We start from the raw sequence: 24,916 nt of genomic DNA on the forward strand, positions 1-24,916 counted from the left end.
CCGGGTGCCTCCGGGACAAGCTCTGGAGGCACCCGGAACCGTGTCCTCAGCCCGCTCCGAGGGCGAACTGCTCGCGCAGCAAAGCCTCGTGGAGCCGCAACGTACGACCGTCCGGCAAGGTCTCCAGGACCTGGACGCCGTCGTAGTTGAGGAGTTGCCGCAGAACGGCGGCGAAGCCGTCGCTCCGGGTGACGGGCATGTCGGCGCGCTGGGCGAGCGCGGTGACGGGCAGGGTGCCGCCCGCGTCCAGCAGGGCGGCGAGCGCCTTGTGGACCTGATCCTGCTGCGGCTTGCGGGCCAGTCCGCCGAGCTGCGCCTGGTACGTCTCCGAGTCGAGCAGTGCCGTCACCAGCGTCTCGGTGCGGGAGACGACGGTCGGGGTGAGGAGGGCGTCGTCTCCCCCGGCCGTCAGCGCCACGTCGAAGAGCGCCTCGTGCATCCGGGCGACCTCTGCCTGCTCCTTCCTGGCCTTGCCCGTCGGCTTCTTGGGAGCGGGAGCCGTTGCAGCCACCGGTCGAGCGGCGCGCTCGTCCGGCAGCGGTGCCTTGCCGGCCTCCTCCGGAGCCCACCAGGCCGGCCGCTGGTCGCCCAGTTCCCGCCACCCCTTGGGCGGCTCCGCGCCGAACGGCAGGAAGGCCAGCACCGGGATGGTGACCTCGGCGAGCGACGCCCCGCCGTGGTAACCGGCCTTGAGCGCGGTGTAGCGGGAGTCGGCGTCCCACAGGGCGACGACGGATGCCCCGGGTTCGGGCCAGACCACGCGCGGCCCGGACAGGGCGATCTCGCGTTCCGCGAGCGGGCCGCCGCCGGGCAGGCGGTGGCGGGCGGACGCGGGGTCGGCGGCGGTGTCGACCTTCGTGCCGTGCCGATCGACGACGTGGCCGTGGTCGCTGGTGACGACGACCGCCCTGCCCTGGGTGGCCGCCACCCGCAGCAAATCCCGCAGGCCGGGCACGTCGTCGATCCGCCAGGCGCCGTCGCCGAGCTTCTGCTCCTTGGCGAGCCGGTCGTCGATGGCGTTGAGGACGACGGCGACGTGGGTCCTGCCGTCGTCCAGTGCCTCCGTGAGCGCCGGGCCGAAGGTGTCGCCCGCGGTCTCGGTGCGCAGGTCGTCCTTGTGGAACACGGCGGCCCGGGCCCCGCCCCACAGCTTCAGCGCGGGGAAGAGCCGCTTCTCGTCGGCCTGGGTTCCCTTCATCAGCGTGCCCGCGAAGAGCGAGGTGCGGGACACGGCCGTCACGGTGGGCAGGGCGGCGGCCATTGCCCGGCGGCGCGGAGCGCTGCCCTCGGGCAGCGGGTCGAACTCGGCCCAGGAGCGGCGCAGTTCCTCCCCCAGTTCGTTCGCGATGGCCGCGCTCATGCCGTCGAGCACGAGCAGCAGCACCCGCCGTTCCTCCCCGCGCCGCACGGCCGGGCCGACCACGCGGTCGAGGAAGGTCTCGACGGTGAGCATGGAGCCGGGCTGGGTGCCGGCCTGTGTCCAGGAGGCCAGGGAGCGCGCGAAGGACGCGTCGATCTGCCGGCGGCGGTCCCGGACGCGCGTGCCGAGGGTGTCGTAAGCGGCTTTGAGGACGGGGTCCGGGTCGCCGCCGGCCTCGATGTGCTCCAGGGCGAGGTCCGCCCAGCCGGTCTCGGCGACCTGCCGCTGTATGGCGTCGGCGACGGTGGGGGCGTCGGCGGGCGGGTCGGTGGCCAGCCAGCGGGCGAGGCGCTGGCCCATGCGGGCGCGTTCGACACGGGCGGACTCTTCCGACTCGGCGGCGAGCCGGTGGTCCTCCAGGCGGCGGACCGCGTCCGTCACCGCGGTCGTGTCGCCCGCCGTGATGGCCTGGCCGACGGCGGTGAACCGGGCTTCGAGTCCGCCGCGCAGGACGGGACTCGCAGCCACGGCCTCCTCCGCGCCGAACTGGCGGGCCAGCGCGGACGCCCGGTCGAGCACGATGCCGGTGGTGCGGCGTGCCTCGCGGGCCTGGTCGGCGTCGGTGCCTCCGGTGCGGTGTCCGGCCGCCAGCAGCGTGGCCACGTACTCCTCGGCGGCCCGGCCGAAGACGGTCACCAGGACGTCGAGCTGGTCGCCGGTCGCCGGGGGCTGGTCGCCGAAGTAGCGTTCGGCCCGCCCCCGGGCCCGGTAGGTCTCGGGAGCGGGCTCGGCGTGCTGCCACAGGGCCGCGCACACCAGGCCGAAGGCGGCGGCGTCCGCGCCGCGTTCGGCGTCGACGAGGGCGAGCAGGGCGCGGCCGGCGAGGCCCGCCTGGTCCTCCTCACCGAGGAAGGCGGCCAGTCCGGAGCGTTCGGGGCCGCGCAGGGCGAGGAGCCGTTCGGGGGCGCCGGGCCGGGTCGACCAGTGCAGCAGGGCCTGGGCGTCGAGCCGGTCGTCGCCGGGGCGGCGCGTGCCGCCCTCGGTGTCGTAGCGGCCCAGGCGCAGGCGCCGCTGGGCAAGCGCGGTGAGGGCGTACTGGCGGGACAGCCAGCCGCCGGGGACGGGCGGCCAGCCGCCCTGGGTCGGCGGAGTGGCGTCGAGGAGTGCCTCAGCGGCCCAGTTGACGTCCTTGAGCCGGGGATCTATCTGCCGGGCGCCGAACGCCTCGCGGACGACGTCCCAGCTGTCGACCGTGTCGATGCGCAGCTTGTGGACGCGGGCGAGGATCGCCGGGTCGAGTTCGTGCTGCTCGCGGTCGGTGAGGACGACCAGGACGGCGGAGCCGGGACGGCGGCCCGCCAGGTGATCCAGGACGAGTTCGTGGACGGCGAGCGGCGACGGCGCGACCGCGACGCTGGCCGTGCTGCCCTCGCCCCAGACGGGTTCGGCGGGGCCGTCCCACTGGGGTGCGGACCGCAGCAGCACGACCCGGCGCCGCCCCTGCTCCTCCCCCGTCAGGGAGGAGGCCAGATGCGTCTGGGAGGACAGGTACTGGGTGACGGTCGCGGTGTTCAGCCGCACCGCACCCGGTACGGCGGTGGCGGTGTCCGTCATTCGATGACCTGCCAGGTGATCTCAATGGTCGCGTTCGGGTGGCGGGCGGCCAGTTCGGCCAGCTCCGCTTGGAGGTCGGCGGCGGCTTGGCCCACGGTCGTGCTGCGACGCCCCGACTTCCGTGCCGTACCGCCGCCGCTCGCCGGGGAGGGCGTCTCCTGAGGCTGGGTGTAGGAGATGCGGGGGTCGCTGGACGGGGTGTTCAGAGGCAGGTCGTCGGCCCGGTCCTGCGGCGTGACGGGTGCGGGCGGCGGGGTGGCGGCGGCCTGGGTGCGCTTGATCAGGGCGACGACCTCGCGCTGGCTGCGGGCGAGCGTGTCGCGCAGATCAGCGGTGCGCTGGTCGTCGCGGGCCACGTTGCGCAGCGAGTCGAGCAGCGCCTCGCCCTCGGGGCCGAGCCCGGCGGCGAGCTCCAGGGTGCTCCAGGGCGCGGAAGCGACGGCCTCCGCGACGGCGCGGGCCTTCTTGATGGAGGTGCCGTACCGGTCGGCGCTGGTCTCGCCCAGGTCGAAGGAGGCGAGTGCCTCCACGGTCTTCTTCGCCCCGGCCGCGCCCTTGCCGGCCTCCGCCGTCAGCGCGTCCAGCAGTTCCAGGGAGCGGCGGGCGAGGGCCAGCCGTCCGGTGTCGGCGGTCTGATCGAGGCCGAGGAAGGAGGCGTGGGCCTCCAACTGGTGCACCAGGTCGGCCGCGTGGTCCCGGTGGGTGCGGGCGGCCTCGATGATCTGGCGGGCGAACTGGTTGACCATCCGGCCGCGCCGCAGCGCGGGCGGCTTCGCCCCGAAGATCGTCTCGAAGCGCTGCCGTGCGGTGTCCCAGTCGGACTCGGCGGGCAGCGGCTGGCTGCGCAGCGCGTCGTGGTCCTTGATCGCGGAGATTTCGGGCGCGGGGTCGAGGACGGTGCCGCCGCGCACCCACACCCGGTCGTCCATCTCGGCGAAGGCGGCGACGACGAGCCGGGCGAGGAAGTCGGGCAGCCCGCGCGGGTCGGGCTGGTCGGTCCAGTCGGTGAGCGTGATCAGGGACAGGTCCCCGGTGACGCCCTGGGAGCGTGCGAGCTGCCGGAAGTGGTCGGGCCAGTAGCGGGACAGCTCGAAGTACGCCTCCTTCTGCTGCCCGAGGCGCAGCGGTCCGGCGATGCGCTGCATCAGCTTGCGGTCGGCGGCCGGGACCTCCACCCGCCCGTCACGTGCCTCGGCGGCGGCCCGGACGTGGGTGAACACCTTCTTCGTGTCGGCGGGCCTGACGGCGGTGCCGGTGGCATCGGGGTCGAGGTCGGGGTGGGCCGGGTACTGGTGGACGAGCAGCTTCCCCGCGACGTGCCGGATGCCGTCGCGCAGGCTCTGCCCGAAGGACAGGGTGAGTCCGTCGACGTCGGGCAGCGCGACGAGGTGGTCGTCGAAGTCGGGCACGACGTCGGCGGCCTGCTTCTGGGCGAGTCCGTACGCCTGCTTGAAGGCGCCCTTGACCTGCTTGAGCAGAGCCTCGCGCTGGGTTTCCAGGAGGCCCTTGGCGCGGCTGCGGTTGTCGGCGTTGAGGTGGCCGGCGTACTGGGTGTCGAAGCGGTGCTCGTCGGCGAGTGCCTTGTCGATGACGACGAGGCGCCGGAAGTCCTGGAAGCGCTGCGCGGACAGGTGCGCAGGCAGCCAGGCGACGGTGCGGGACCGCTCGCCCTGCTGGCGCTCGCGCAGCCGCTGGATGCGGTTGACGTCCTCGACCGGGCCCCATTCGCCCTCGTCGAAGGGGAGGTCTATGGCGATGCGCCAGCGGTCCTCCTCCTGCGGCATCAAGTCGTGGTCGGGCAGCTCGTCCTCGTCGGCGACGTTCCCGAAGACGATCTCGGCGGCGCGGGCGGTGCCGCGCCAGGTGAAATTGAGCTGGTCACTCAACTGGCCGTGCTCGACGCCCAGTTCCTCGGACAGCAGGCGGCGGGCGAGCGCGACCCGGTTGCCGGGGTTGTCGTTGACCTGGGCGTTGGCGATGACGGAGTCCACGTCGACGCTGGAGAGTTCGAGGCGGACGCCGGGGTTGGCGTCGGTGCCGGTCTCCTTGATCTCGGGGAACCTGGCCGCCCACTCGGCGACCTTGTTCTTGATGATGCCGACCTCGGCGCCCGGGATGGGCGCGAGGACCGACCCGTGGTTGAGCGCGCCGAGTCGCCGGATGGTCAGCTCGGACAGGGCGGGCACGCTGGGTGCGAGCGCGGACAGCAGCAGGGTGCACACGAGCCGGTTGTCGCCGACGAACATGCGGCAGCCGCCCAGCCGCTTCGGGTCGGTGAGGGACTCGGGCCGGTTGCGGTACTGCTCGACGTCGTCCTCGGTGATGTCGTACGAGCTGAGCAGGTAGGGCCGCAGCTTGGTCTTGTAGAGCTTGTCGGCGGCCTCGAAGACGACCTTCAGGCTGTCGGTGAACGGCTTGTCGCCGCCCTTGGCGATCACCGGGTAGAGGTCGCCGACGGGGACGAGCTGGCCGAGGCGGATCTCGTCGCGGTGGTCGGCGAGGAGTTCGCCCATCAGCTTCAGACCGGTGCGGGAGCGCTGCAGCGCGGACGAGATGTGGACGAGGGTGTCCATGAACGCCGGCGAGAACGGGTACGTCAGCCGGAACGACTCCGCGTCCGCGCCGGTGGTGCCCTTCTCCGAGCCGAGCAGGGTGTCCCAGACCTGCGGGCCGACCCGCTTGGTCTGCTCGAAGGCGGCGTCGACCTGCTGGGCCGCCTCGGTGTCCTTGGGCTTGAGGAGGCGGGCGTGGGCGATCTGCGGGAGGTTGCGGTCCTCCAGGGTGATCTTGTCGAAGCGGCCGGAGGCCAGGTTCAGGGTGTCCTGGATGGACGACTCCGCCGCGCCGGACACCTCCTCGCCGACCAGCTCGCGCAGGTCGCGCTGGCGGGCGATGAACGACACGACGGGGATGGCGCGGCGGGCGTCGCCGCCCTCCACGAAGTTCGTGATCTTGCTGGCCTCGCGCGCCACGAACTTCTGGTCGTGGATGAGGGTGGCCAGCCACAGGATCAGCTCGTCCATGAACAGGATCAGGCCGTCGTAGCCGAGCGACTTGGCGTGCTCGGCGATGACGGACAGACCTGCGTCCAGGGAGATGAATCCGTGCTCGTCCTCGGCGGCGTTCCGGGTGAAGCCGGGGAGGAGGTTGGTGCCGGCGTCGTTGACCAGTTTGGCCCGCAGTTCGGCCGGGGTGGAGGGGTTGGTGAGGTTGAGCGGGACGCCCGCCTCGTGGTTCTCCTCGGCGGCGAGCGCGGTGTCGAGGAGTTGCGGGGTCCAGGCGAAGCCCTCGCCCCACTCGTCCTCCTCCCCGTCGTCCGCGTCGCTGCCGCCCAGGCCGCGGATGACCGCCTCGTCGCCCGTGCTGGCGCGCAGCGCGCGAATGTCGGCGAAGAGGGAGTCGGTCCGGTACACCTGCGGGGTCGGGGCCTCCGGGTGCAGCTTCTTGACGTGGTGCACGTACCCGCCGAGCACCCGCTGTTCCAGGGCCTTCGCGCCGAGCATGTGGTACGGCACGAGCAGGAACTTCTTGCCGTCCGTGGTCAGCCACTCGTGCTTGGTCAGCACCGGGTCGAACTCGGTACGGGCACGGGCCGCCGGGTCGCCGCTGAGCAGCGCGTACAGCACGGCCATGAAGTGCGACTTACCGGAACCGAACGAGCCGTGCAGGTAGGCCGCCTTGGAACGGTGCCCGTCGAGCGAGGACTTGATGAGCGCCAGCGCCTCGTCGAAGTTCTCCAGCAGCCGCTCGGTGACGACGTAGTCCTTGAGCGCGTGCTGGGCGCCCTCGGGCGTCGTCGCCTCGGCGAGGGACAGCACGAAGTCCGAGGTGGAGATGGACTCCTTGATGTCGATGACATCGCGGAGGAGGGGCGGCTGGGCCATTGCGGGTCTCGCTCTCCCTGACGGTGGTCGGTGCTGCTGCTCGTACTCGGTGTCGTGGGGGGTCTGCCGCCGGGGCCCGAGGCCGGTCCAGGCGGTGGGGCGGGGATCAGGTGTGGGGACGGCCGGTGCGACGGACCGGCGGCCCTGGCCGGTGGCGAGGACGGAACCGGTCGTGCGGTGACCGGATGGGAACGACGCTCACGGCGTCGGCCGGGTCAGGTGGGACGGGTTCGCGTCGTCTGCATTCTTCGTCCCCCTCGCACTGAACGTCACCCGTACGGCCTGCGCATAGCACCCTACATCGGTACTCCCATCGGCCCCGTGCCGTATGTCCTCGCGCACCGCCCGTGCGGGCCGCCCCCGTTCCGTCGTCAGCGCTACGGCCGCCATCGCCCCGACCGGTAGGCGTCCAGCAGGTACCGGCTCGCGACCGTGAAGGGGTGCTCGGGGCCCAGGCCGCGTTCCCGCCGCTCGACGACGTCGGTCATCAGCGCAATCCCCTCCTCCACGTGTCCGAGCGCGGCCCGGGTCCGGGAGAGGAGTTGCCGGGCGGCGAGCACGATCGGGTACTCGGGCCCGAAGCGCCGCACATACGTCTCGGCCACCTGCTGGATCTCACGGTCGGCCTCGTCGAAGCGGCCCAGGAGGTACAGCGCCCACGCGTGGTTGTGCCGGGCGCCGAGTGTCACGGTGTGGTCGGGGCCGAGGAGCCGATCGCATTCCGACGGCAGCGTGAGCAGTGTGCCGCCTTCCTCGGTGACCACGTCGGCAGCGGGCAGCATCTCCAGAAGGCCGGCGCGGGCCCGCAGGGTCAGCGGATGCGCGGGGCCCAGCGCCGAGCGTCGCCCGGCGACGGTGTCGCGGAGCAGCGCGACGGCTTCCTCGCGTCTGCCGAGGTTCGCCAGCACGAGCTGGAGCCCGTAGCCGCTGTCCGTGGTGTCGGGGTCGTCGGCGCCGAACAGTCGCTCCTGGGCGTCCCGGACCGCGCGGAGCGCCGCCTCGGCTTCGGCGTATCTGCCCAGCCGGAACAGCGCCCGCCCCGCCCTGGAGCGGGCGGCGAGGACCGTACGGTGGTCCGCGCCGAGGTGTCGCTGGGCGAGGTACGTGGCGTTTCGGGCGGTCTCCCAGGCGGAGAGGTAGTCACCGGTCCGGTGCAGGGCGACGGCCAGCCGCATCGCGACGGCCAGGGCGTCGGCGGCGGACGGTTCGCCGATATGCCTCAGCAGGGCAAGCGCGTGAGGCACCAGCAGACGCAGTCGCGGATCGTGCGGCCCCGCATCGGGTACGCCGGGCACGGCCGCGTCGAGGAGCCGGACGGCTGTCGCGTCGAGGGTGGGCACCAGGTCCGCGGGGGTCGCCGCCGAGACACTGTCGAGCAGGATGCCGTGACTCTGCACGCAGCGCGCGCCGGCGGCGTCGACCAGTTCGGACAGCGACTGGTCGAGAAGGGCTCTGAGGGCTGTCTCGGTTCGGGCACGAGGCAGCACGGCGCCGATGCCGGCATGGTTGAGCAGAGTCAGCTGCAGCGGCTCGGCAGCGAACCGGGCCAGCAGTCTGAGCAGGGCCGCCGCTTCGGGCAGTCCGCGCACCTCGAACGCGTCGAGGGTCAGCTGCCAGGTCAGGCCGACCAGGCGCCGGGGGTCCGCTTCGGACAGCGCATCGGCTCCCCGGTCGATCAGCTGGACCCGTTCGCCTCCGTCGAGCTGGTCCCCGTAAGCGTCCATCGTCCAGGGGTCGATGACCTGGTGGGAGAGGAAGCCGCCCGCCAGGGTGAGGGCGAGGGGCAGTCGCCCGAGCCGGTCCGCGACCCGCGCCGCCTGCTCCGCCGTACCGCTGTGCGGGGCGAGATCGCGCAGCACGAGCGCGGCGTCCTCTCGAGGCAGTACGCCGATGTACTGCAGCTCGGCGCCCGGCCACCACCGGGCCGCCGCGCGCCGTGTGGTCACCAGGACGGTGCCGCGCGGGCTGGTGCGCAGCCAGTCGCCGTCCCGCAGGATCTCCGGCTCGTCGATGTTGTCCAGGACCAGTAACCAGGGTTCGGCGGAACGGTCGAGATACGTCCAGACGAGATCGGCGGCAGGTCTGAGGCCGTTGCGTGCGGCAAGCAGTTCACCGTCGCCCGCCCCTCGGTCAGCGGCGACGGCGAGCATGCCGGCGCGCAGGCTCGCGCGGTCGGAGGCGTTGACCCACAGGCCCACCCGGCCCGGTTCTGCGGTGACCTCCTGGAACAGGGCGCAGGCGACCGCCGTCTTGCCGGAGCCGCCCATCCCGTACAGCACGTAGACCTGGCCGCCGCGCTCCCCCTCGACGCCCGCCCGCAGGCGTTCCATCACCTCACCGCGGTCGCGCAGCGCGACGGGTGGCCGCCCGACCGCCGGGCGTCGCACCGAGTCCGGTCCGCCGTGCTCCGGCCCGTCACCGCCGTAGTGGTGGTGCTCGCTGATGTGCTGGTCGCCCCGCGCCTGGTAGACACGTCCGTGATCCTCGGCGTGGCCGTCCGTCCCGCCCGTCATCGCTCTGCGATGTGCTGGTCACGTCCCGCTTGGTAGACCCGGGCCTGACCGGACGCGGTGGCGTGCTGGGTGATCTGCCGGGCGGCCGAGCCACCGGGATCGAGTTGGTCCAGCAGTGCGCGCAGTTCCTCGACGGCGGCCGGCCGGGCGACGAGCAGCCGCCGCACCATCCCCTGCCACTGAAGCCGCAGTTCGTCCAGGGTCTCCTGGTCGTCCGCGGCCGCGGCAGCCAGCACGTCCTCGCGGCCGGCCTCCAACTCGGCGGCGACGGTCTCGGCGCGCTCGGGTTGCGTCCGGCGCCAGAGCTGTGTGATCCCGTCACGCACATGGTGCCAGGCATCGGTCGCCATCAACGCGACCAAGGTGGTCCCCACGCTCTGCGCGAGCAAAGCCACTTCAGCGTCCACAGCCGCCCCTCCGTTCACCCGATTTTCCGACAGCACAGATGGAAAGTGTCACCCGTCAGGTGTTGGCGTGATCTTCAGTGCGATCAATATCATTCCACCCCTGAGCAGCAGGGAACAAGGAGGAATCAATCCTCGCCAATACCCCCGCGGACCGGGACTGACACATGGTCAGGCAGGCGATGTGCACGCTACAGTGAGGCCTCCCGACCGATCGAGGGGGCGAGGGAAATATGGCCAGGCCATGGGAAGCGGATCCGGACACGACCTTCAAACAACGCCTGGGAAAAACACCCCAGGAACTGGGAAACACCACCGGCACCCCTGACTGCCCGGACATCTGGGAACTCACTAACGGCGACATCGCCGTCATCGGCCGGGACCTCACCCAGTCACTCGGCAGGAACCTGCCCGACGGGGTCTCGATCGGGTCGGACGAACGCCTCGTGGTCATCCCCAGGAACATGCTCATCGCGGCGAAACCGGACATCCCCAGTGTTTGACTCCTTCCCCGACGGCGCCTTTGAACGCCTGGACCGCCCGACGTACCACGCGGACCTGGGCCGGGTCTACTCCAGCGGGATCGGCTTCCTCAACAAGCTCGAGCGCGGCCAGCACTTCAAGGAGCGCGGCTTCCCGAGCTGGGAGGCCTTCGCCGGCGGCGACTGGGAGAGGGCTCTGTCCCTGGCCGACGAGAGGCGCGAGGACTACGCCCGGGAACTCGGCCGGGCGTCGCGACTGGGCGTCGCTCACCGCCGTCTCCGCGTCGTGGAATTCCCGGTCACGCCCTATGTGCAATGGGAGTTGTTCGTCCTGCGCGTGCGCGTGGACCTGGGCGACGACATCAAGGTTCTCGACGCTCGCGATATTTCGAACATCGAGCGGACCCGACTGGTTCCAGAAGTAGTGATTCTCGGCGATGTGGTCATGTACGAGGTCGTGTACGACGAGGACGGAAATGCTGACGGAGCAAAGCGGTACACGGACAGCTCACTGATCCGGGAAACGAACGCCGGATTCGATGCGCTGTATGAGCGTGGTGAGGGATTCCACGATTTCTTCGACCGGGAGATCGTCGCCCTGCCCCCGCCCCGGGTGTCCGGTGCTCCGACGGATTCTCGCGGTGCGCGGTGATCAGCGGGGCGGGATGACGAGCGAGTCCCCACGCCCTGCTGATCACCGCCCCCGGCGACGACGAGAAGCCCACCGCAGCGGTCATTCCTTCGGCATGCAGGAGTGCGCCTGCGTCGTCAGGGCTGTGGCTCCTGCACCACGGTGGCAGTGGCGGCTGCGCCGCGCTGTTCGGCGTGTGCTGTGGTGAAGGGGCCGTGGTCTTCCACTACTTCCCCCTGCACAACTCGGTGCGACGGTTTCGTCAGATCCAAGTCGGAGAGGTGCTTCTTGAGCCTCTTGGCCATCGGAAGGTAGGTCGCAAGGGTGAGCCCGCCGGAGACGACGGCCCCGACGACGGGGATGGCCTTCGAGACGCTCTTCGCGAAGGAATCCTTCGTCATCTTGACACCGATGTACGCCGCGACCTTTTTCACTATCGGATAGATGACACCCTTGGTGAGTGCCTTCTGGGGCAGTTTCTTGGCGGCCTGCTCCGCCATCATCCCCGCGACCTTGCCCACAGCGGCGTTCGCCGACTGGGTGCCGAACATCACGCCGAAGAACAGCGTGAGCACCCCCATGGTCGCGTCATCGACGTCATCGCCGTCGTCGGAGAACAGATCGGGCCAGCTGTAGAGGTACGCGAGCTTCTGCGCGATACGCACCATGTGGCCGAAGTACTGGGCCACGTCGGCGGGCACAGTGGCGGGAAGAGCGAGGACACCGGGTATGCCGGCTGCGGCGGAGAGAGCGCTGACCTTCGCGGTTTCGAAGCGGATGGAGTCGTTGGCCACCTTGTCGAGAACCTCGACAGGGATGCCCGCCGCAGCGGGAGACTCCTCTACCGCTTTTCGGATGTCGTCCTCGGAGCAGTGACGAGCCAGCGCACTTCGGAGGTACGCCTCCCTGTTGATCCGCACACCTGGAAGCTTTGCTGCCGCCAGCAGCACCGCGGAGAAGCGCGACTCGGGATTCTCGATCCCTTTGCCCTGTTTCATAGCAGGAACCTACAGTAACTTTGCACTCCAAGGGCCAGGCTGCGTCAGCTCCGTTGGGGTCTCGTTATGTGAGTGACGGTGGCGTGCGGGCTGGGTGCATCACGATGTCGATCATCCACCCGGGAAGACGACCGCTGTCGCGAACCGAGCCCCTCAAAGCGGACGTTGATCGCCGTGGCAGCCTGCGTCGGCGCGGCACCCGGTGAGCAAGGCGTCAGGGCTGCGGAAGGTGCTGCGGGGGCGGACATGCGCAGGGCCCTCGGCAAGCACACGCCTACCGGAAGGCCCTGCGATCGGTACCGCCCCTGTCAGAGGGCCGCGAACCCGACGAACGCGGTCCACGCCGTGGGCTCTACGGCGAGGGCAGCGCGGGTCGTGTCCTTCGAGTCGCGGACGTGGACCCTGGCGGGGCGGACGGCGACCTCGACGCATTCGCCGCCTGCCCCGCTGCTGTAACTGCTCTTGAACCAGGCCGACTCAGGCACAGGCTGTTCGAAGTTCATCTCTCTCCAAGCAACTTCTCGACAAAGGCCAGCGATTCGCGCGGAGTGAGCGCTTGGGCCCGAAGGAGTCCGTACTGCTCCTCGATCTCCCGCACTGACTTCCGCGCCGTGTAGAGGCGACTGTCCTGCTGAGCCTCCACGTACGCGATCCTCCGCCCTTCCTTGACCTCCATCAAGGTGAACGGACCAGCCAGTCCGGCGTGCTCGTCCCGCTCGGTCGGCAGCACCTGGATCTCCACGTTACGCCGTTGGCCATGGAGCAAGATCTGCTCCAACTGCCCGCGCATGACGCCCCATCCACCCAGTGGCCTCCGCAGGACCGACTCCTCGATGACGAAGCTGATGGTGGGCAACTGCGTCCGGCCGAAGATCTCCTGCCGAGCCAAGCGCGCCGTCACCCTCTGCTCGACCACGTCCTCGTGCAGCAGGGGGCGCCAGTTAATGAACACTGCCCGCGCGTACTCTTCTGTCTGCAAGATTCCGGGCACCGCCTGGTTTGCATACACATGGAGTTCAACGGCCTCGGCCTCCAGCTTGGCCGCGTCCCGAAAGAACGCCGGATACTGAGCCCGAGCCACCTCCTCCTTGCTCGCACTCAACACCCCACCTGCCCCCAGCACTTCATCCACCTGGTCGATGAACTTCGGCGGCGAAATACGTCTCCCCTGCTCGAACGACGCAATCGTCGAGGGCGAGTACCCGGTCAGCGACCCGAGCTTCGCGCGGTCCAGCCCTGCCCGTTCCCTGAACAGCTTCAACTGCCGCCCGAACAGGCACAGCATGCCCGTCCCGACCTCGTACTCCGGCTGCTGAACCTCGTCGTCCACGCTGCGGACCTCCCGTACAACCATGTCACCGGCTTCCGCCCGCCCAACGCGCAGCCCGCGAACCGGTCACGCCCAAGATCATGTACAAGCGCGCCGACGACGTGTACAGCCCGCACCCGTCAGGGCGTCGCTCCTGTTCAACGCTACGCAGAGTCCGCGACCGTTGACCCCATGAAGCCAGAAGCTCCCCCGAATGGGCATATGTCACAGCACTTCGCACTCGAACGCGAGTTCACCATGCGCTTCACATCGACCCCACGCGGTGCCCGTCTCGCCCGTCGACTCGTCTCACTCCGCCTGAACGACTGGGGCCTCGCCTACACGACCCCGGTCAACGAGACACTCACCCTCATCACGGCGGAACTCACCGCCAACGCCGTGCGCCACGGCCACGTCCCCGGCCGGGACTTCCACGTCCGGCTCACCCTGGCCGACGCCATCGTCCGCATCGAGGTGACCGACACCCACGCCGAGAAACGGCCTCCGACCAGTCCCCAAGCGGCAACCGACTCGCTGTCCGAGTCCGGCCGGGGCCTGCTTCTGGTCGCCGCCCTGGCGGACGACTGGGGCGTCAGCCCTCGCCCGGCAGCCCCGGGCAAGACCGTGTGGGCGGAGCTGCACGTGCGGACAAAGGGCCACCCGCTCACGCACCAGGTGACCTCTGAACCGACGGATGTCGATCTACTCCTGGCTACCGGGGTCCATTCGCAGTGCCACGGCCTTCAGGCAGGGGGTGAAGCGAATCTGATGATGGCGACGCGGAGCGTCGCCGTATAGGGCCCGACGGAACCGGACAACGCTGTGACGCCGATACCGGTGACTTGTCGGTCATATGTTCCTGGTGACGGTGCGCGTTCGAGGTACCTAGGGTGATCGTCATGCAGCTTCGGTACAGCTTCCGCCTGTACCCGGACACCGGCCAGCAGACGGCGTTGGCGAAGGCGTTCGGGTGCGCCCGCGTCGTGTTCAACGACGCGATCCGTGCCCGCGAGGACGCTCGCAAGGCTGGGCAGCCGTTCCCGACGGCCGGGAAGCTGTCCACGCGATTGATCACCCAGGCCAAGCGGACGGTGGAGCGATCCTGGCTGAGCGAGGTCTCGGCGGTGGTGCTCCAGCAATCGCTGCGGGACGTCGAGACCGCCTACCGCAACTTCTTCGCCTCCCTCAAGGGCACCCGCAAGGGCCCGAAGCTGGGCCCGCCCCGTTTCAAGTCCCGCAAGGACGCCCGGCAGTCGATCCGGTTCACCGCCAACGCCCGCTGGAGCATCACTGGCAGCGGACGGCTGAGCCTGCCGAAGATCGGCGCGGTGAAGGTGAAGTGGTCCCGCGCCCTGCCCGCCACCCCCACCTCCGTCACCGTCATCAAGGACGCGGCCGGCAGGTTCTTCGCCTCCTTCGTCATCGACACCGACCCCGCCACCGACGCCGCCCGGATGCCCGACACCGACCGCGCCCTCGGCATCGACCTCGGCCTGACCCACTTCGCCGTCCTGTCCGACGGCACAAAGATCGACTCTCCGCGCTTCCTGCGCCGCGCGGAGAAAAAGCTGAAGAAGGCCCAGCGGGAACTGTCCCGCAAACAAAAAGGATCGAAGAACCGCGAAAAGGCCCGATTGAAGGTCGCCCGCGCCCATGCCAAGGCCGCCGACGCACGCCGGGAGTTCCACCACCAGCTCTCCACGAAGCTGATCTCCGAGAACCAAGGGATCGCCGTGGAGGACCTGTCGGTGGCGGGACTGGCCCGCACCAGGCTGGCCAAGAGCGTGCACGACGCCGGATGGTCGGCGTTCATCGGCATGCTGGAGTACAAAGCGGAACGCTACGGCCGCACCTTCGTCAGGATCGGCCGATTCGAGCCGACCTCCCAGACCTGCTCCACCTGCGGCGCCAAGGACGGACCCAAACCCCTGAACGTGCGGGAGTGGACCTGTACCGCCTGCGGCGCCGTCCACGACCGGGACCACAACGCCGCGATCAACGTCAAGACGGCCGCCGGACTGGCGGTATCGGCCTGCGGAGCACCGGTAAGACCAGAACCCGTTCTGGCACAGCGCGAAGAAACAGGAAGCCACGGATTCCCGACCGGGCCCCGTGCCGCGTAGCGGCACAGAGTTCGGCCGGGAAGGCCAGAATCCTCGGGCTTCAGCCCGAGGAGCAAGTCAATGCTTCGCTGCTGCGCGGCGGCCTCGGGTTACGGCTGGGGGCCGCCAGTTGCGGAGGTCGTCGTCCGTGAGTCCGTGCTCGCCCTGCTTGGTCTGGCGGTAACCGGCGAAGAAGTCCGCCGGGGAGCCGCTGTAGAGCATGTCGAACTCGTTGTGCCACTGGTACAGCCAGGGCTGGAGTTCCAGCAGGCCGGCGAGGAACGGCGTGATCTCCTCGGTGGACAGCGCAGTGTTGGTGAAGTACGTCGCCAGCGCCTGCGCCTGCTCCTTGTGGTCCCAGCCAGCCCACCCGTACAGCTCGGGGGTGGCGGCGTTGGTCTGCCCGTAGGAGATGAACCGCTCCTTGGGCACGTCGAGCTTGCCGCGCGCCTTCCAGTAGGAGGGGCGCAGGAAGTCGGCCGAGGTGTACTTCGGCGGCACGGGGATGGAGTCCCGGATCTTCCGCTTGGCAGGCTCGTCGGGCGCGGCGTCCTCCTTGCGCTGCAGGTCCCACACCTCTTCCCAGTCGGCGCGCTTCTTCAGCCCGGAGGGCTTGTAGCGCAGAGCGGAGAGGAACGGCACCTGGTCCTCGGTGATCAGCTCTGCGACTACTTTGGACAGGTCCTTGCGGGGCGCGTAGAGCTTGGCCACGGAGACGAAGTCATCGTCGCGGGAGAGGGCGTCGGTGAGGCGGCCCAGAGTGAGGATGGCGGGCTGGCCGTTCTCGTCGAACCAGTGGTCGCGGTTCTCCATACGGTCGAGCAGCCAGGAGCGCAGTGCCTTCTCCTGGAGGGCGTCCCAGCCATCGGTGGCCCAACGGCGCTTGTACTCGGGCCGCTCGACCATGCCAATGGCCCGGTTCGCCTCGATGACGTCGATGCGCTTTTGGACGATCTCGCGGTAGGGGGCGGGCCAGTGGGCGGGGATCTCGGTGATGGGCTCAAACTTGTGGTTGTGATGTCCAAACCATGAGGTATTGATCTCACCGCGTTCCCTCTTTCGGGCCAGCACGATAGCGAAGGCTCGTTCGGGAGGGGAAACCAGAGGGATGTCCTCAGCGGACGCAATGATCTCCTGGTCAAGGAGACCGTAGAGAGCGTAGACCTGCCAATCCAGTTCTTCTTGGATGGCAACCATGCGGCCGCGGATGGCCTCCCACTTCTCACGGCCCTCACGGAGCGAAGCCGCATTAGGAGCACCGTTGGATGCGATAGAGGAAGGGCTAGTCGTAGCTAGCTCCTGCGCAAGGCTGTCCAGAGCAGTACCGAACCGCAGGGGAAACTCGGAAGGAATCGGGAATTCCTCCATTTTGGTTCCCGTGAACTCGAAACGGTGCTCCCAAGGTTCATCCGCTCCTGCTACGTCCGCACCAGGTCGCCCCTTATCGTGGCTGACCTGCCTGAGCCAGAACCCAGCCGTAGAGCTGTTGAGCAGCCCAAGCAACCGCAGGTACTCCTCCTCACTCGCATCCTCCCGCAACTTGATCACCGGCGCGGTGCGAATGAATACCTGCTTCTCACGGTTCAACACGAAGTGGTTGTGCGTAGAAACGAATGGAAACGCAATCGATTGGACTGCCTCATAACGCCGCTTGAAGAACATGGAGTATTCAAACCATTCCAGCCCACGCTGCAACTGAGACTTACCGAAAGCAACTCGGCCAATGAGGTACCGCCTGGCTGGCCATAGCAGCTTCTCCATCTCGACAGGCGCATCCGCAGCCAAGCCATTCTCCTTATATGGCCATAGCGACATAATTGGGGCGCTCACAGCATAGTCGCGCACCTCACCACCTTCGACAAGATGACGCCGGTGAGTGCAGGGAATCCTGTGACGCCTTAGCGCGCCCTCGCCGATCATGTACGCCTCGTCTTCGCGAGTGACTGCGGCCGCTCCGATTTCGTCGATTACCGACGCAAGCGTCCCCATAGCCCCTGCCGTCAACTGCTCAACCATCTCCAATCCGCCGTCGGCAAGAATCCACGGCTGCTTACTGAAGTACTTCTTTCGGTCTAGGTCATCCACAGACACCCAGTGACTCACCGAGCCCGGCTTGTCGATCTGCTCGACGACTGCTTGCCAGACCAGACCTTCCTCCGCGTTCTCTGGCGCGGCAGGCTCGCCCTGCACACTGCGGACAGTCCGAATGACTGGCGAACGCCCGGCACCGCCCCGCTGCTTGCCAACCAGGATGACCGTCGGCGTCCCGTGCCCCGGAATGTAGGCACCGGACGTGTCGATTACCTCGGTCAACTCCACTGCATGCCCGAAGTAGCCCTCAATAAGCTTCGTCCCAAACTCGCGCTTCATAAAGGAGTTGGCGGTGATTTGCCCGACCATGCCGAACCCTCGCCCCTCGGCATCCCCACGCTTGGCCAATTCGAAGAACCGCTGTGCGAACGGAACCGAGAGCGCGTACGCACCCGCGCACGCCGGATAAAGGTCGCGATACAATTCGTTAAGCTTCTTGTCCTTGACCGTGATGTACGGCGGATTTCCCACGACCACGTGATACCGTCCCGGCCTCAGGATATTCGGGTAATCCTGGCTGTCCTCCGTGGCGTACTTAAACTCCGCCAACTCATCCACGAAGTCTTCGTCCACCCCGCCGAACAGGTTGCCCTGCTGAGAGCGGCGCGACTTAATCAGCGAGTCCCCTACCGCCAGACGCACAGGCCACTCGTAGTTCGCCGCCTCCACTAGCGTCCGCACACCACCCGCCGCCATCGCCGCGACCAGCAACCGGAACCGAGCAATGGCCACGGCGAACGGGTTGACATCGACCCCGTGCACCGATTTCAGCGCAGCCGCTACCCGCTCATGCACGTCCTTCCCCGGCTGCCCCTCCCCCCACAGCCGCACCAGCCGACGAAACGCCCCCAGTACAAAGTGCCCCGACCCACACGTAGGGTCGATCATCTTCAGTTCCTCGTACCCGAACTCCCGCACCGCCGGGTCCATCGTCCGGTCGAGGATGAACTCCTCGACGAACTCCGGTGTCTGAAGCAGCGCGTATGTCTTGCGCGCGGTCTCGCTCAGGTCCTGGTATAGGTCACCGAGGAACCGCGTGTCCCATCCCTCCGTACCGTCCTCGTTCAGCGGGTCGGTGAAGTCGTGGACGAGGACACCCGCTTCATTCCTCCCCCGCCAGAACTCGACCAGGTCCCGCGCTCCGTCATGCGAAAGCGGAACCTGATAGAGCGGGTTGTGCCGCTTATCGAAAAGAAGCCGACCCGCCTGTCCCTGCCCCAGCTCGTCGAACGCCTTCTCCAGCCAGCCACGGTACGTCGGGTTGTCGTCCGACTCCACGTACGCGTCGTACCGCGACTCCGCCAGCTCACGCCGGTCCCCGTCCGGTCCCGTCAGGTACGGCTCGGGGATCAGCCGGTTGTCCTCGCAGAACCGCACGAAGACGGTGCCCAGCACCCACGCCACCGCAACCTGCGTGACCCGCTCGTCCAGCCACGAGGTCCACGTCGCCGCCGTACGCCCGAGCTTGCGTGCCTGGTCGTACTCGGCCTTCAGTCGCGCGCCGACCTCATCGAGCGCCTTCACCTGCTTGCCGAGGTCGGCCTCGACCGCCTTGACCTGCTGCTTCAGGTCGTCCAACAGAGCCTTGCGGTCGATCACTTCGCGTCTCCCTCGACACCGCTTGCCACAACCTCGCCGGACCCGCGGTGGGCGTTGCCCACCCACGTGTCCGGAAGCTGGATCCACTCCCCCAGGCCGGCCTGGTACGGCACGGCCACCTGCCCGAGCCGGGGCTCGCGCGAGGGGTCGTTCTGCGGGACCAGGAGCCACAGCCCCCGCCCGCCCCGCCGGGCCGCCGACGCCAGCCGGTCCAGGACGCCCATCGCGTCGTACCGGGCGAACACCCCGGCCTCCGTCAGCAGGACGGGACCCGCACCGCCGCCACCGTTGCCCAGCAGCTCCACGATCCGGGGCTCGACCGAGCCCCAGGCCGTCCGCGCGTACTCCGCGAACCGCACCGCGCCCTTCGAGCCCGGCTCGGCGGCATCCGCCTTGAGCAGGGTCTCCCAGGTCGGCTTGGTACCCGGCGTGACCTGCCCGTGCAGGGCCTCCAGGAACAGCTCGGTCACCGACAGGGCCTGCGCGCCCAGCCGTTCGGCACTCAGTTCCCGCACCGCGTCCCGCACGAGCTGCTGCCGTACGGTCAGCACCCGGTACCCGTCCCGGCGGGCCGAGGCAAGCAGCCGTTCCTCCGCGCGCACCGCGCCCGCGAGCTGCGGGTCGTCCGCGTACCGCGTCACCGCGCCCGTACGCGTCGACTGCCGCCACGCACCCGTCGTGAGGTAGCTGGACGCCTCGTCCACCCGCGTCGGCAGGTAGCGCAGCGTGCCCGTATCCTCGCGCATGCCCAGCGACAACTCGAAGCCCGCGTCGCGCAGCGCCTTGGTGAGCGGACCGCCCGTCGGCAGTTCGTGGGTCGTGCCGCCGCGCCCGTCCGGGACGACCAGCTCGGGGAAGCGGACCCGGACCCGCTCGTGCACGTCCTCGCCGGTCAGGCCGGGCTGCCGCCCTTCCGGAACGCCCGGGATCCAGCGGACGAGCCCGGCCTGGGTGAGGCGCAGCGCCCGGACGAGGGACAGGTCGCGCGGGTAGATCTCCAGGCGCGGAGTGGCGGCGGCGTTCACCGACGCGGCGGCGGCCAGCTCCACCATGCGCCGCTCGTCCCAGTCGACGGCGCCGGGCGGGACCGTCAGCGCGCCCAGTTCGGCCAGGACGGTCGCGGCCGTCGGCAGGGTGTCCAGCCTGGCGAGCCGGTCGGCGGTCTTGCCGAGGCGGGTCGCGTAGTCGAGCAGGCCGGGCGCGGTCGGGGTGTCGGGGGCGTCGTTCTCGCGTACGTCGAGGGCGAGCAGGCCGGCGCCCAGCGACTCGTCGGTCGCCTTGCGGTTCGGCTGGTGCTGGAACTCGGCTTCCTGCGGCACCAGTTGTTCGGCCTCGACGACGGCCCGTACCGCCGCCAGGGCCATCGCGCGCCGCTGTTCGCGCCCGGCGAGGTGCGTGCCGCGCCGGACGGCGAGGGCGTCGGCGATCTCCACGGCGGAGGCGACGCGTCCCATGCTCACGAGTAGGTCGATGATCTCGTCCCGCAGTGCCTGGACGGCGGGCTCCATCTTCCAGCGCTTGCGCTCGTCCTTGAGCATCTGCGGGATGCGGCCGTGGCTGAGGCCGAGCGCGTCGGCGACGTCCTTCTGCTTGGGCCAGACGCCGATGCCGGGCAGGACGCCGTGCTCGTCGGGCAGGCGCAGCAGCAGCCGCACCATCTCCGCCTTGTTGCGGTTGGAGCCGTTGTTGTTGACGGCCGGCACGAAGACGGTGGCGAGGGTGTCGAGGCTGACCGAGCGCAGGGTGCGGGAGGACAGCGCGCCCGCCGACTCGCCCGTGGCGAGCTGCCCGACGAGGGCCGACTCGGCGGCGGTGAGCTGCTCCAGCTCCTCCTTCGCCTCCGCCCGGCCCTTGGGCGTGAGCGGGGAGACGGGGGCCTCGCGCAGCCGCTCGCCCCATTCCCGCTGGCGCTGCTGGACCTCGTTGCGGGTCTTGGCGCCGAGGCCGGGGGCGTTGACGAGCTTGCGGCGGCTGTAATCGAGGAGTTCGCCGACCGTCGTGAGGCCCAGGCCGTAGAGGAAGGACTGGGCGGCGGGCGTGAGGCCGGAGACGGTGAGCGGGGTGTCGCGGGTGACCTCGGCGGCGAGGCGGTCGCGCTGCTGCTCGGCGGTCTCCGGCTCGGCGTCCGCGATGCCCGCGGCGGCGCCCTCGGCGGGTGCGGTCCCCTCGGCGGGGGCTGCGGGGCGGGTGCGGTGGCTGGAGGGGACGGTCTGGGAGGCGTCGAGGAAGACCTTGCGCCAGGCGTCCCGCATCGGCTTGAGCTCAGGGAAGCGCTTGCCCGCGTCGCGGTGCAGGGCCTTCTGGAAGAAGGCGACGAGCCCGTCCCGCACGGCCGGGTCGAAGGCCTCGGCCGCGATGGTCGGGTGCGGCCACTCCTTCGGGTCGGTCATGCGGGGCAGGACGCTGCCGTCGCCCCACTTCGGCAGCTCGCCGGAGGCCATCTGGTGCAGGGTGACGGCGACGGCGTACCGCTCGGCGTGCGAGTCGTAGGAGCCGCGCGTGATGACCTCGACGAAGGGGTCGAGGTAGCCGTCGGTGCCCGCGTCGGTGCTCTTCGCCGGGTAGCCGGCCAGCGAGAAGTCGATGAGGACCAGCTCGCGGGTGCGGTTGGGGCGGACGCGGACGGCGATGTTGTCGGGCTTGATGTCGCGGTGCCAGACGCCCTCGCCCTCCAGGAAGTCGACGGCGCCGAAGAGGTAGTCGCCGTACGCCTCCAACTGGTCGACCGGGAGGCGGCCGTGCTCGCGGAGCTGGCGGGCGACGGTCTCCTCGCGGCGGCGCGGGCGGGACGTGCCCTCGGCGCCCTGACCGCCGTCGTCGCGCTCGTCACCGACGTACTCCAGCGCCAGGACGGTGCGGCCGCCGATGTGCAGCGGCTCGGGCTCGACGAGGCGGATGATGCCGGAGTGGGGGCGCAGGCGGCGCATGGCCTCGGCCTCGCGGACGAGGATCTCGCCGCGGCTGTCGGACAGGGCGACCTTCAGCACGGCCAGCGGGCGCGTCCTGCGGGTCTCCGCCTCCAGGTCGCGGACGAGGAAGGCGCGGCTGGTGGAGCCGGTGCCGAGGCGGCGGCGGACCTCCCACCGGCCGGCGAGCACGTCGCCGGCGACGACCTCCAGCGGGTCCTTGTCGGCGCTCGCCCCGGTCTCCTCCTCGGCGTGCCCGTCGAGGGCCGCGGCGGGAGCGGTGAGGGAGTCCTCGACGACCTCCAGCAGCTCCAGGAACTCGTCGACGCTGGAGAGGCGCTGGCCGGGCCGGTAGGCGGTGGCGGCCTGCACCAGCTCGTCCACGTCCTCGGACAGGCCGTCCACCAGGGAGCTGGGGCGCAGGCCCTCCCCCGCCTCCAGGTGGGCCAGCAGTTCGGCCTGGCTGGCGGCCGGGGCCTTGCCGGTGACCAGCAGGTAGGTGAGGACGCCGAGCCCGTACACGTCGAGGTAGACCGGGTCGGGGCTGAGGGCGGTGAGTTCCGGCGCGAGGTAGGCGTCGGCGTCGTCGGACAGGTGCAGGACGGACAGGGCGGTCGGCGCGAACCGGGTCATGCCCTGGCCCTGGGAGGAGTCGCCGCTGCGCTGGGTGGCGATCTGCCAGTCGGAGACCTGCAGCTGCGGGGTGAGCCAGGCGGCCTCCTCCCCGACGGCCCGGCCCTTCCCGCCGCGCGGGCGGGGGACGACGAGCACGGAGCGGGCGGCGAGCGCCCGGTGGTGGATGCGGCTGGCGTGCGCGGAGCGGATGGTCTCGGCGAGCTGGCGCACCAGCGCCATCCGGCCGAGGATGTCCAGCTTCTCGCCGTACTGGACCAGGTACTCGTCCAGCTTCAGGGTGTTCGGGTGGTAGTCGAAGATCAGCGCGGGTCCGGCGGCGTGGCCGGAGGGGAAGTACTGCTTGAGCTGGACGGCGCCGGGGTGCTTGAAACGGCCGAGGACGGCGGCCTCGCGCCGGGCGGCGTTCTCGACGGACTGGCGCAGGGAGGCCTCGGAGCCGCGCTCGCTGAGGTAGATCCGCACGCGTGCGGCCTCGGGCAGGTCGCTGTGGCGGGCGAGGTAGTCCGCCCAGGTGGGCCCGGAGTCGAAGGACTTCCGCTCCAGCTCGTAGGGGCCGACCTTGTACTGGGCGTCGCTCTTGCGGATGCCGATCTTCTTCAGGGCCGCCGCGATCTCGCGCGAGCTGATGGCGGTGATGCGGCGGCGCTCGTCGGGCGGGGGCTGCTCGAGCATCTCGACCAGCTCGTCGACGGTGTACACGCCGTTCTGGTCGTGGGCTGGCAGCCGTACGCGCAGGCCGTTGTCGGTGAAGCAGACGGCCTCGGCGACCCAGACCCGCTTGCCACCGGTCTGGGCGAGCAGGCCGGCCAGCTCCTTGGCCTTGCGGTTGACCAGGTGCAGCGGATTGCCGTGGGTGCGACGGTGACCGCCGGGGGTGGTCTGGACCCAGGTGCCGTTCTCTGAGGTGACCGAGCCGTGCCAGTCCTTCAGCTCGATCATGCAGACGCCGCCGGGGGCGACGACCAGCAGATCGACCTCGCGGACGTGGCCGGTGTTGGCGGTGAACGTGAAGTTCGACCAGGCCCGCCAGGGATCGGCGTCCGGCAGCTTCTGGCGGATCGCCTCCAGGCCGCGGCGTTCGTGCTCGAACTCGGACTCGGTGACCGTGGCCCACCGGCCTTCCCGCATGCCTGTTCCCCCGCTCCTCGTGTCCTTCAAGGGCCACCGTTCCCCATGGTCAGGCCCTCGGGCAGATCCTAGTGGTTGCCTGTGACATGAAAAGAGGCGGTGAAGGACGGGACTATAGGACATACGGGCCGCACGAGAAGAACCGCCCGTTCCGCATCACGCCAACGCAGGCGACGGCATCCGACCCTTCCATGGCAAAAAGGGGCAAAAGGCCCGTCAAGTGGCGTCGTAGGCGAGCTCAGCCAGGGCGAGCGCCTGCTTCAGGGTGCTTTCGTCATAGATCTGGATGTTCACCCTGTATTGGTGATTACCCTTGGTGAGCGGATAGGCGTCCGGTGCCAACTCCGCGATCTCGGCGCTGTGCTGGAGACGGAAGTTGATCACTCCCGTCGATGCGAAGGCGTACACGAAACCGCCGTACTGGCTGCCTTTGCGGCGGAGTCGGAGGTAGCCCGTGTAGTCGAGCGGATCCCCCTCCTGCCACGTCTTGCGCTTGATGCCGTGGACTCCCACGCTCTCCCAGGAGGTGGCCTCCGTCATGAAGTCGAGGAACTGCTGAGCGGCCGGGTTGAAGGCGAGCTGCGCCTTCACCGTGCTCTGCCCCTCCTCCACGACCCCCGGCACGTCACCCTCGACGAGCCATCCGAAGTCGACTTCGTCATCGCTCTCGGGATCGACGACCACCCGGGGCGTCCGGCGAACGGCGTCGACCGTTCCGGACCACTGCCGGACCAGCTCGCGGACCGCCTCGGACGCATCGAGCTCCTGCGGGGTGCCCTCGAAACAGACATAGGTGAGCTTCACCGGTCCCCCGTTCATTGACGGCGTCTCACGTCCGCCACCGTACCCCGCCATCCGGCAGGACGATGTGGGCCGAGTGCGTCTTCTTGACCGCCGGACCGTACAACTGTGAGTGAAGTAGAGTGACTTGTGCTGCGCATCCTCCCGGAGGGGTACGAGTGCGGAGTTCATGTGCCTCTCGGCGGCATGTGAGCAGTGGTGGTGTATCGCCGTACGCGTGCGTGCGGTGTGTGAGCGGATGCCCGGTGGGCCGTCCCCCACCATTCCTGCTCACCACCAAGGAGTGGTCACCCATGGACCCTGTCGAGTACCAGCCTGCGCGTTACGCCCGGCTCCGCAAGATCCTGGCGGACGTCGCCGTCAACGTGGTCGCCAACCTGTTGGTGGCCGCGATGATGTCGGCAGCGCACCTGCTCTTCTGAAGCAGGCGAGTGGCGGGCTCCCGGGGGCCCGCCACT

General features: G+C 69.6%; 15 protein-coding genes. 5 read left to right on the forward strand and 10 right to left on the reverse strand.

Going from position 1 to position 24,916, the window contains the following annotated elements; all coding sequences use genetic code 11:
* Nucleotides 1-46 precede the first annotated feature (46 nt).
* The 4 genes from pglZ to PYS65_RS04735 all read right to left on the reverse strand — a co-directional run bounded on the left by pglZ (nt 47) and on the right by PYS65_RS04735 (nt 9,778).
* Entirely contained in the window at nt 47-2,974 is a 2,928-nt protein-coding gene (gene pglZ / locus PYS65_RS04720) for a BREX-2 system phosphatase PglZ (protein WP_279332496.1), read from the reverse strand.
* Nucleotides 2,971-6,858: a BREX-2 system ATPase PglY gene (gene pglY / locus PYS65_RS04725; protein ID WP_279332497.1), complete on the reverse strand. Its 3,888-nt coding sequence runs from the start codon at nt 6,856-6,858 to the stop codon at nt 2,971-2,973. Before pglY ends, pglZ begins: the two co-directional genes overlap by 4 nt.
* A 377-nt stretch (nt 6,859-7,235) precedes the next feature.
* Nucleotides 7,236-9,371 (reverse strand): tetratricopeptide repeat protein, encoded by a 2,136-nt coding sequence (locus PYS65_RS04730; protein WP_279332498.1) that lies wholly within the window; start codon nt 9,369-9,371, stop codon nt 7,236-7,238.
* The gene (locus PYS65_RS04735; protein WP_279332500.1) at nt 9,368-9,778 is read right to left on the reverse strand and encodes a hypothetical protein; all 411 of its coding nucleotides are present in this window, start codon (nt 9,776-9,778) and stop codon (nt 9,368-9,370) included. Before PYS65_RS04735 ends, PYS65_RS04730 begins: the two co-directional genes overlap by 4 nt.
* A gap of 230 nt (nt 9,779-10,008) precedes the next feature.
* Between PYS65_RS04735 and PYS65_RS04740 the strand changes: the two genes are divergently transcribed.
* Both PYS65_RS04740 and PYS65_RS04745 read left to right on the forward strand, forming a co-directional pair.
* Nucleotides 10,009-10,278 carry a hypothetical protein gene (locus PYS65_RS04740; RefSeq protein ID WP_279332501.1) on the forward strand — a complete coding sequence of 90 codons (270 nt, stop codon included), beginning with the start codon at nt 10,009-10,011 and terminating at the stop codon, nt 10,276-10,278.
* Nucleotides 10,271-10,909: a DUF6879 family protein gene (locus PYS65_RS04745; RefSeq protein ID WP_279332502.1), complete on the forward strand. Its 639-nt coding sequence runs from the start codon at nt 10,271-10,273 to the stop codon at nt 10,907-10,909. The genes PYS65_RS04740 and PYS65_RS04745 overlap by 8 nt, the downstream gene beginning before the upstream one ends.
* A gap of 116 nt (nt 10,910-11,025) precedes the next feature.
* On the opposite strand, the gene PYS65_RS04750 is transcribed toward PYS65_RS04745, so the two are convergent.
* The 3 genes from PYS65_RS04750 to PYS65_RS04760 all read right to left on the reverse strand — a co-directional run bounded on the left by PYS65_RS04750 (nt 11,026) and on the right by PYS65_RS04760 (nt 13,216).
* Nucleotides 11,026-11,886: a hypothetical protein gene (locus PYS65_RS04750; RefSeq protein WP_279332503.1), complete on the reverse strand. Its 861-nt coding sequence runs from the start codon at nt 11,884-11,886 to the stop codon at nt 11,026-11,028.
* A gap of 308 nt (nt 11,887-12,194) precedes the next feature.
* The gene (locus PYS65_RS04755; protein WP_279332504.1) at nt 12,195-12,389 is read right to left on the reverse strand and encodes a DUF397 domain-containing protein; all 195 of its coding nucleotides are present in this window, start codon (nt 12,387-12,389) and stop codon (nt 12,195-12,197) included.
* On the reverse strand, nt 12,386-13,216 hold the full coding sequence (locus tag PYS65_RS04760; protein WP_279332505.1) for a helix-turn-helix domain-containing protein: 831 nt from the start codon (nt 13,214-13,216) through the stop codon (nt 12,386-12,388). Before PYS65_RS04760 ends, PYS65_RS04755 begins: the two co-directional genes overlap by 4 nt.
* A gap of 201 nt (nt 13,217-13,417) precedes the next feature.
* Between PYS65_RS04760 and PYS65_RS04765 the strand changes: the two genes are divergently transcribed.
* Both PYS65_RS04765 and PYS65_RS04770 read left to right on the forward strand, forming a co-directional pair.
* A complete protein-coding gene (locus PYS65_RS04765; protein ID WP_341483663.1) occupies nt 13,418-13,993 on the forward strand; it encodes an ATP-binding protein in 576 nt (191 codons plus the stop codon).
* Nucleotides 13,994-14,094: 101 nt separating this feature from the next.
* A complete protein-coding gene (locus PYS65_RS04770; RefSeq protein WP_279332507.1) occupies nt 14,095-15,318 on the forward strand; it encodes an RNA-guided endonuclease InsQ/TnpB family protein in 1,224 nt (407 codons plus the stop codon).
* A 57-nt stretch (nt 15,319-15,375) separates the two neighbouring features.
* Here the strand turns inward: PYS65_RS04770 and pglX are convergent, their stop codons facing one another.
* The 3 genes from pglX to PYS65_RS04785 form a co-directional block, all read right to left on the reverse strand.
* The gene (gene pglX, locus PYS65_RS04775) at nt 15,376-18,987 is read right to left on the reverse strand and encodes a BREX-2 system adenine-specific DNA-methyltransferase PglX (protein ID WP_279332508.1); all 3,612 of its coding nucleotides are present in this window, start codon (nt 18,985-18,987) and stop codon (nt 15,376-15,378) included.
* Nucleotides 18,984-23,657: a BREX system serine/threonine kinase PglW gene (gene pglW / locus PYS65_RS04780; protein ID WP_279332509.1), complete on the reverse strand. Its 4,674-nt coding sequence runs from the start codon at nt 23,655-23,657 to the stop codon at nt 18,984-18,986. Before pglW ends, pglX begins: the two co-directional genes overlap by 4 nt.
* A 216-nt stretch (nt 23,658-23,873) precedes the next feature.
* Nucleotides 23,874-24,461, reverse strand: a complete 588-nt coding sequence (locus PYS65_RS04785) for a hypothetical protein (RefSeq protein ID WP_279332510.1) — start codon at nt 24,459-24,461, stop codon at nt 23,874-23,876.
* 290 nt (nt 24,462-24,751) lie between these two features.
* Between PYS65_RS04785 and PYS65_RS04790 the strand changes: the two genes are divergently transcribed.
* Nucleotides 24,752-24,880, forward strand: a complete 129-nt coding sequence (locus PYS65_RS04790; RefSeq protein WP_107061054.1) for a DUF6408 family protein — start codon at nt 24,752-24,754, stop codon at nt 24,878-24,880.
* Nucleotides 24,881-24,916 lie beyond the last annotated feature (36 nt).

The organism is Streptomyces cathayae, assembly GCF_029760955.1.
GTDB classification, from domain to species: Bacteria; Actinomycetota; Actinomycetes; order Streptomycetales; family Streptomycetaceae; genus Streptomyces; species Streptomyces cathayae.

What these genes read in the sequence shown, in the direction of transcription:
- pglZ (WP_279332496.1), bottom strand. Translation starts at nt 2,974, where the DNA reads ATGACGGACACCGCCACCGCCGTACCGGGTGCGGTGCGGCTGAACACC.
- pglY (WP_279332497.1), bottom strand. Translation starts at nt 6,858, where the DNA reads ATGGCCCAGCCGCCCCTCCTCCGCGATGTCATCGACATCAAGGAGTCC.
- PYS65_RS04730 (WP_279332498.1), bottom strand. Translation starts at nt 9,371, where the DNA reads ATGACGGGCGGGACGGACGGCCACGCCGAGGATCACGGACGTGTCTAC.
- PYS65_RS04740 (WP_279332501.1), top strand. Translation starts at nt 10,009, where the DNA reads ATGGCCAGGCCATGGGAAGCGGATCCGGACACGACCTTCAAACAACGC.
- PYS65_RS04750 (WP_279332503.1), bottom strand. Translation starts at nt 11,886, where the DNA reads ATGAAACAGGGCAAAGGGATCGAGAATCCCGAGTCGCGCTTCTCCGCG.
- PYS65_RS04755 (WP_279332504.1), bottom strand. Translation starts at nt 12,389, where the DNA reads ATGAACTTCGAACAGCCTGTGCCTGAGTCGGCCTGGTTCAAGAGCAGT.
- PYS65_RS04765 (WP_341483663.1), top strand. Translation starts at nt 13,418, where the DNA reads ATGTCACAGCACTTCGCACTCGAACGCGAGTTCACCATGCGCTTCACA.
- PYS65_RS04770 (WP_279332507.1), top strand. Translation starts at nt 14,095, where the DNA reads ATGCAGCTTCGGTACAGCTTCCGCCTGTACCCGGACACCGGCCAGCAG.
- pglW (WP_279332509.1), bottom strand. Translation starts at nt 23,657, where the DNA reads ATGCGGGAAGGCCGGTGGGCCACGGTCACCGAGTCCGAGTTCGAGCAC.
- PYS65_RS04790 (WP_107061054.1), top strand. Translation starts at nt 24,752, where the DNA reads ATGGACCCTGTCGAGTACCAGCCTGCGCGTTACGCCCGGCTCCGCAAG.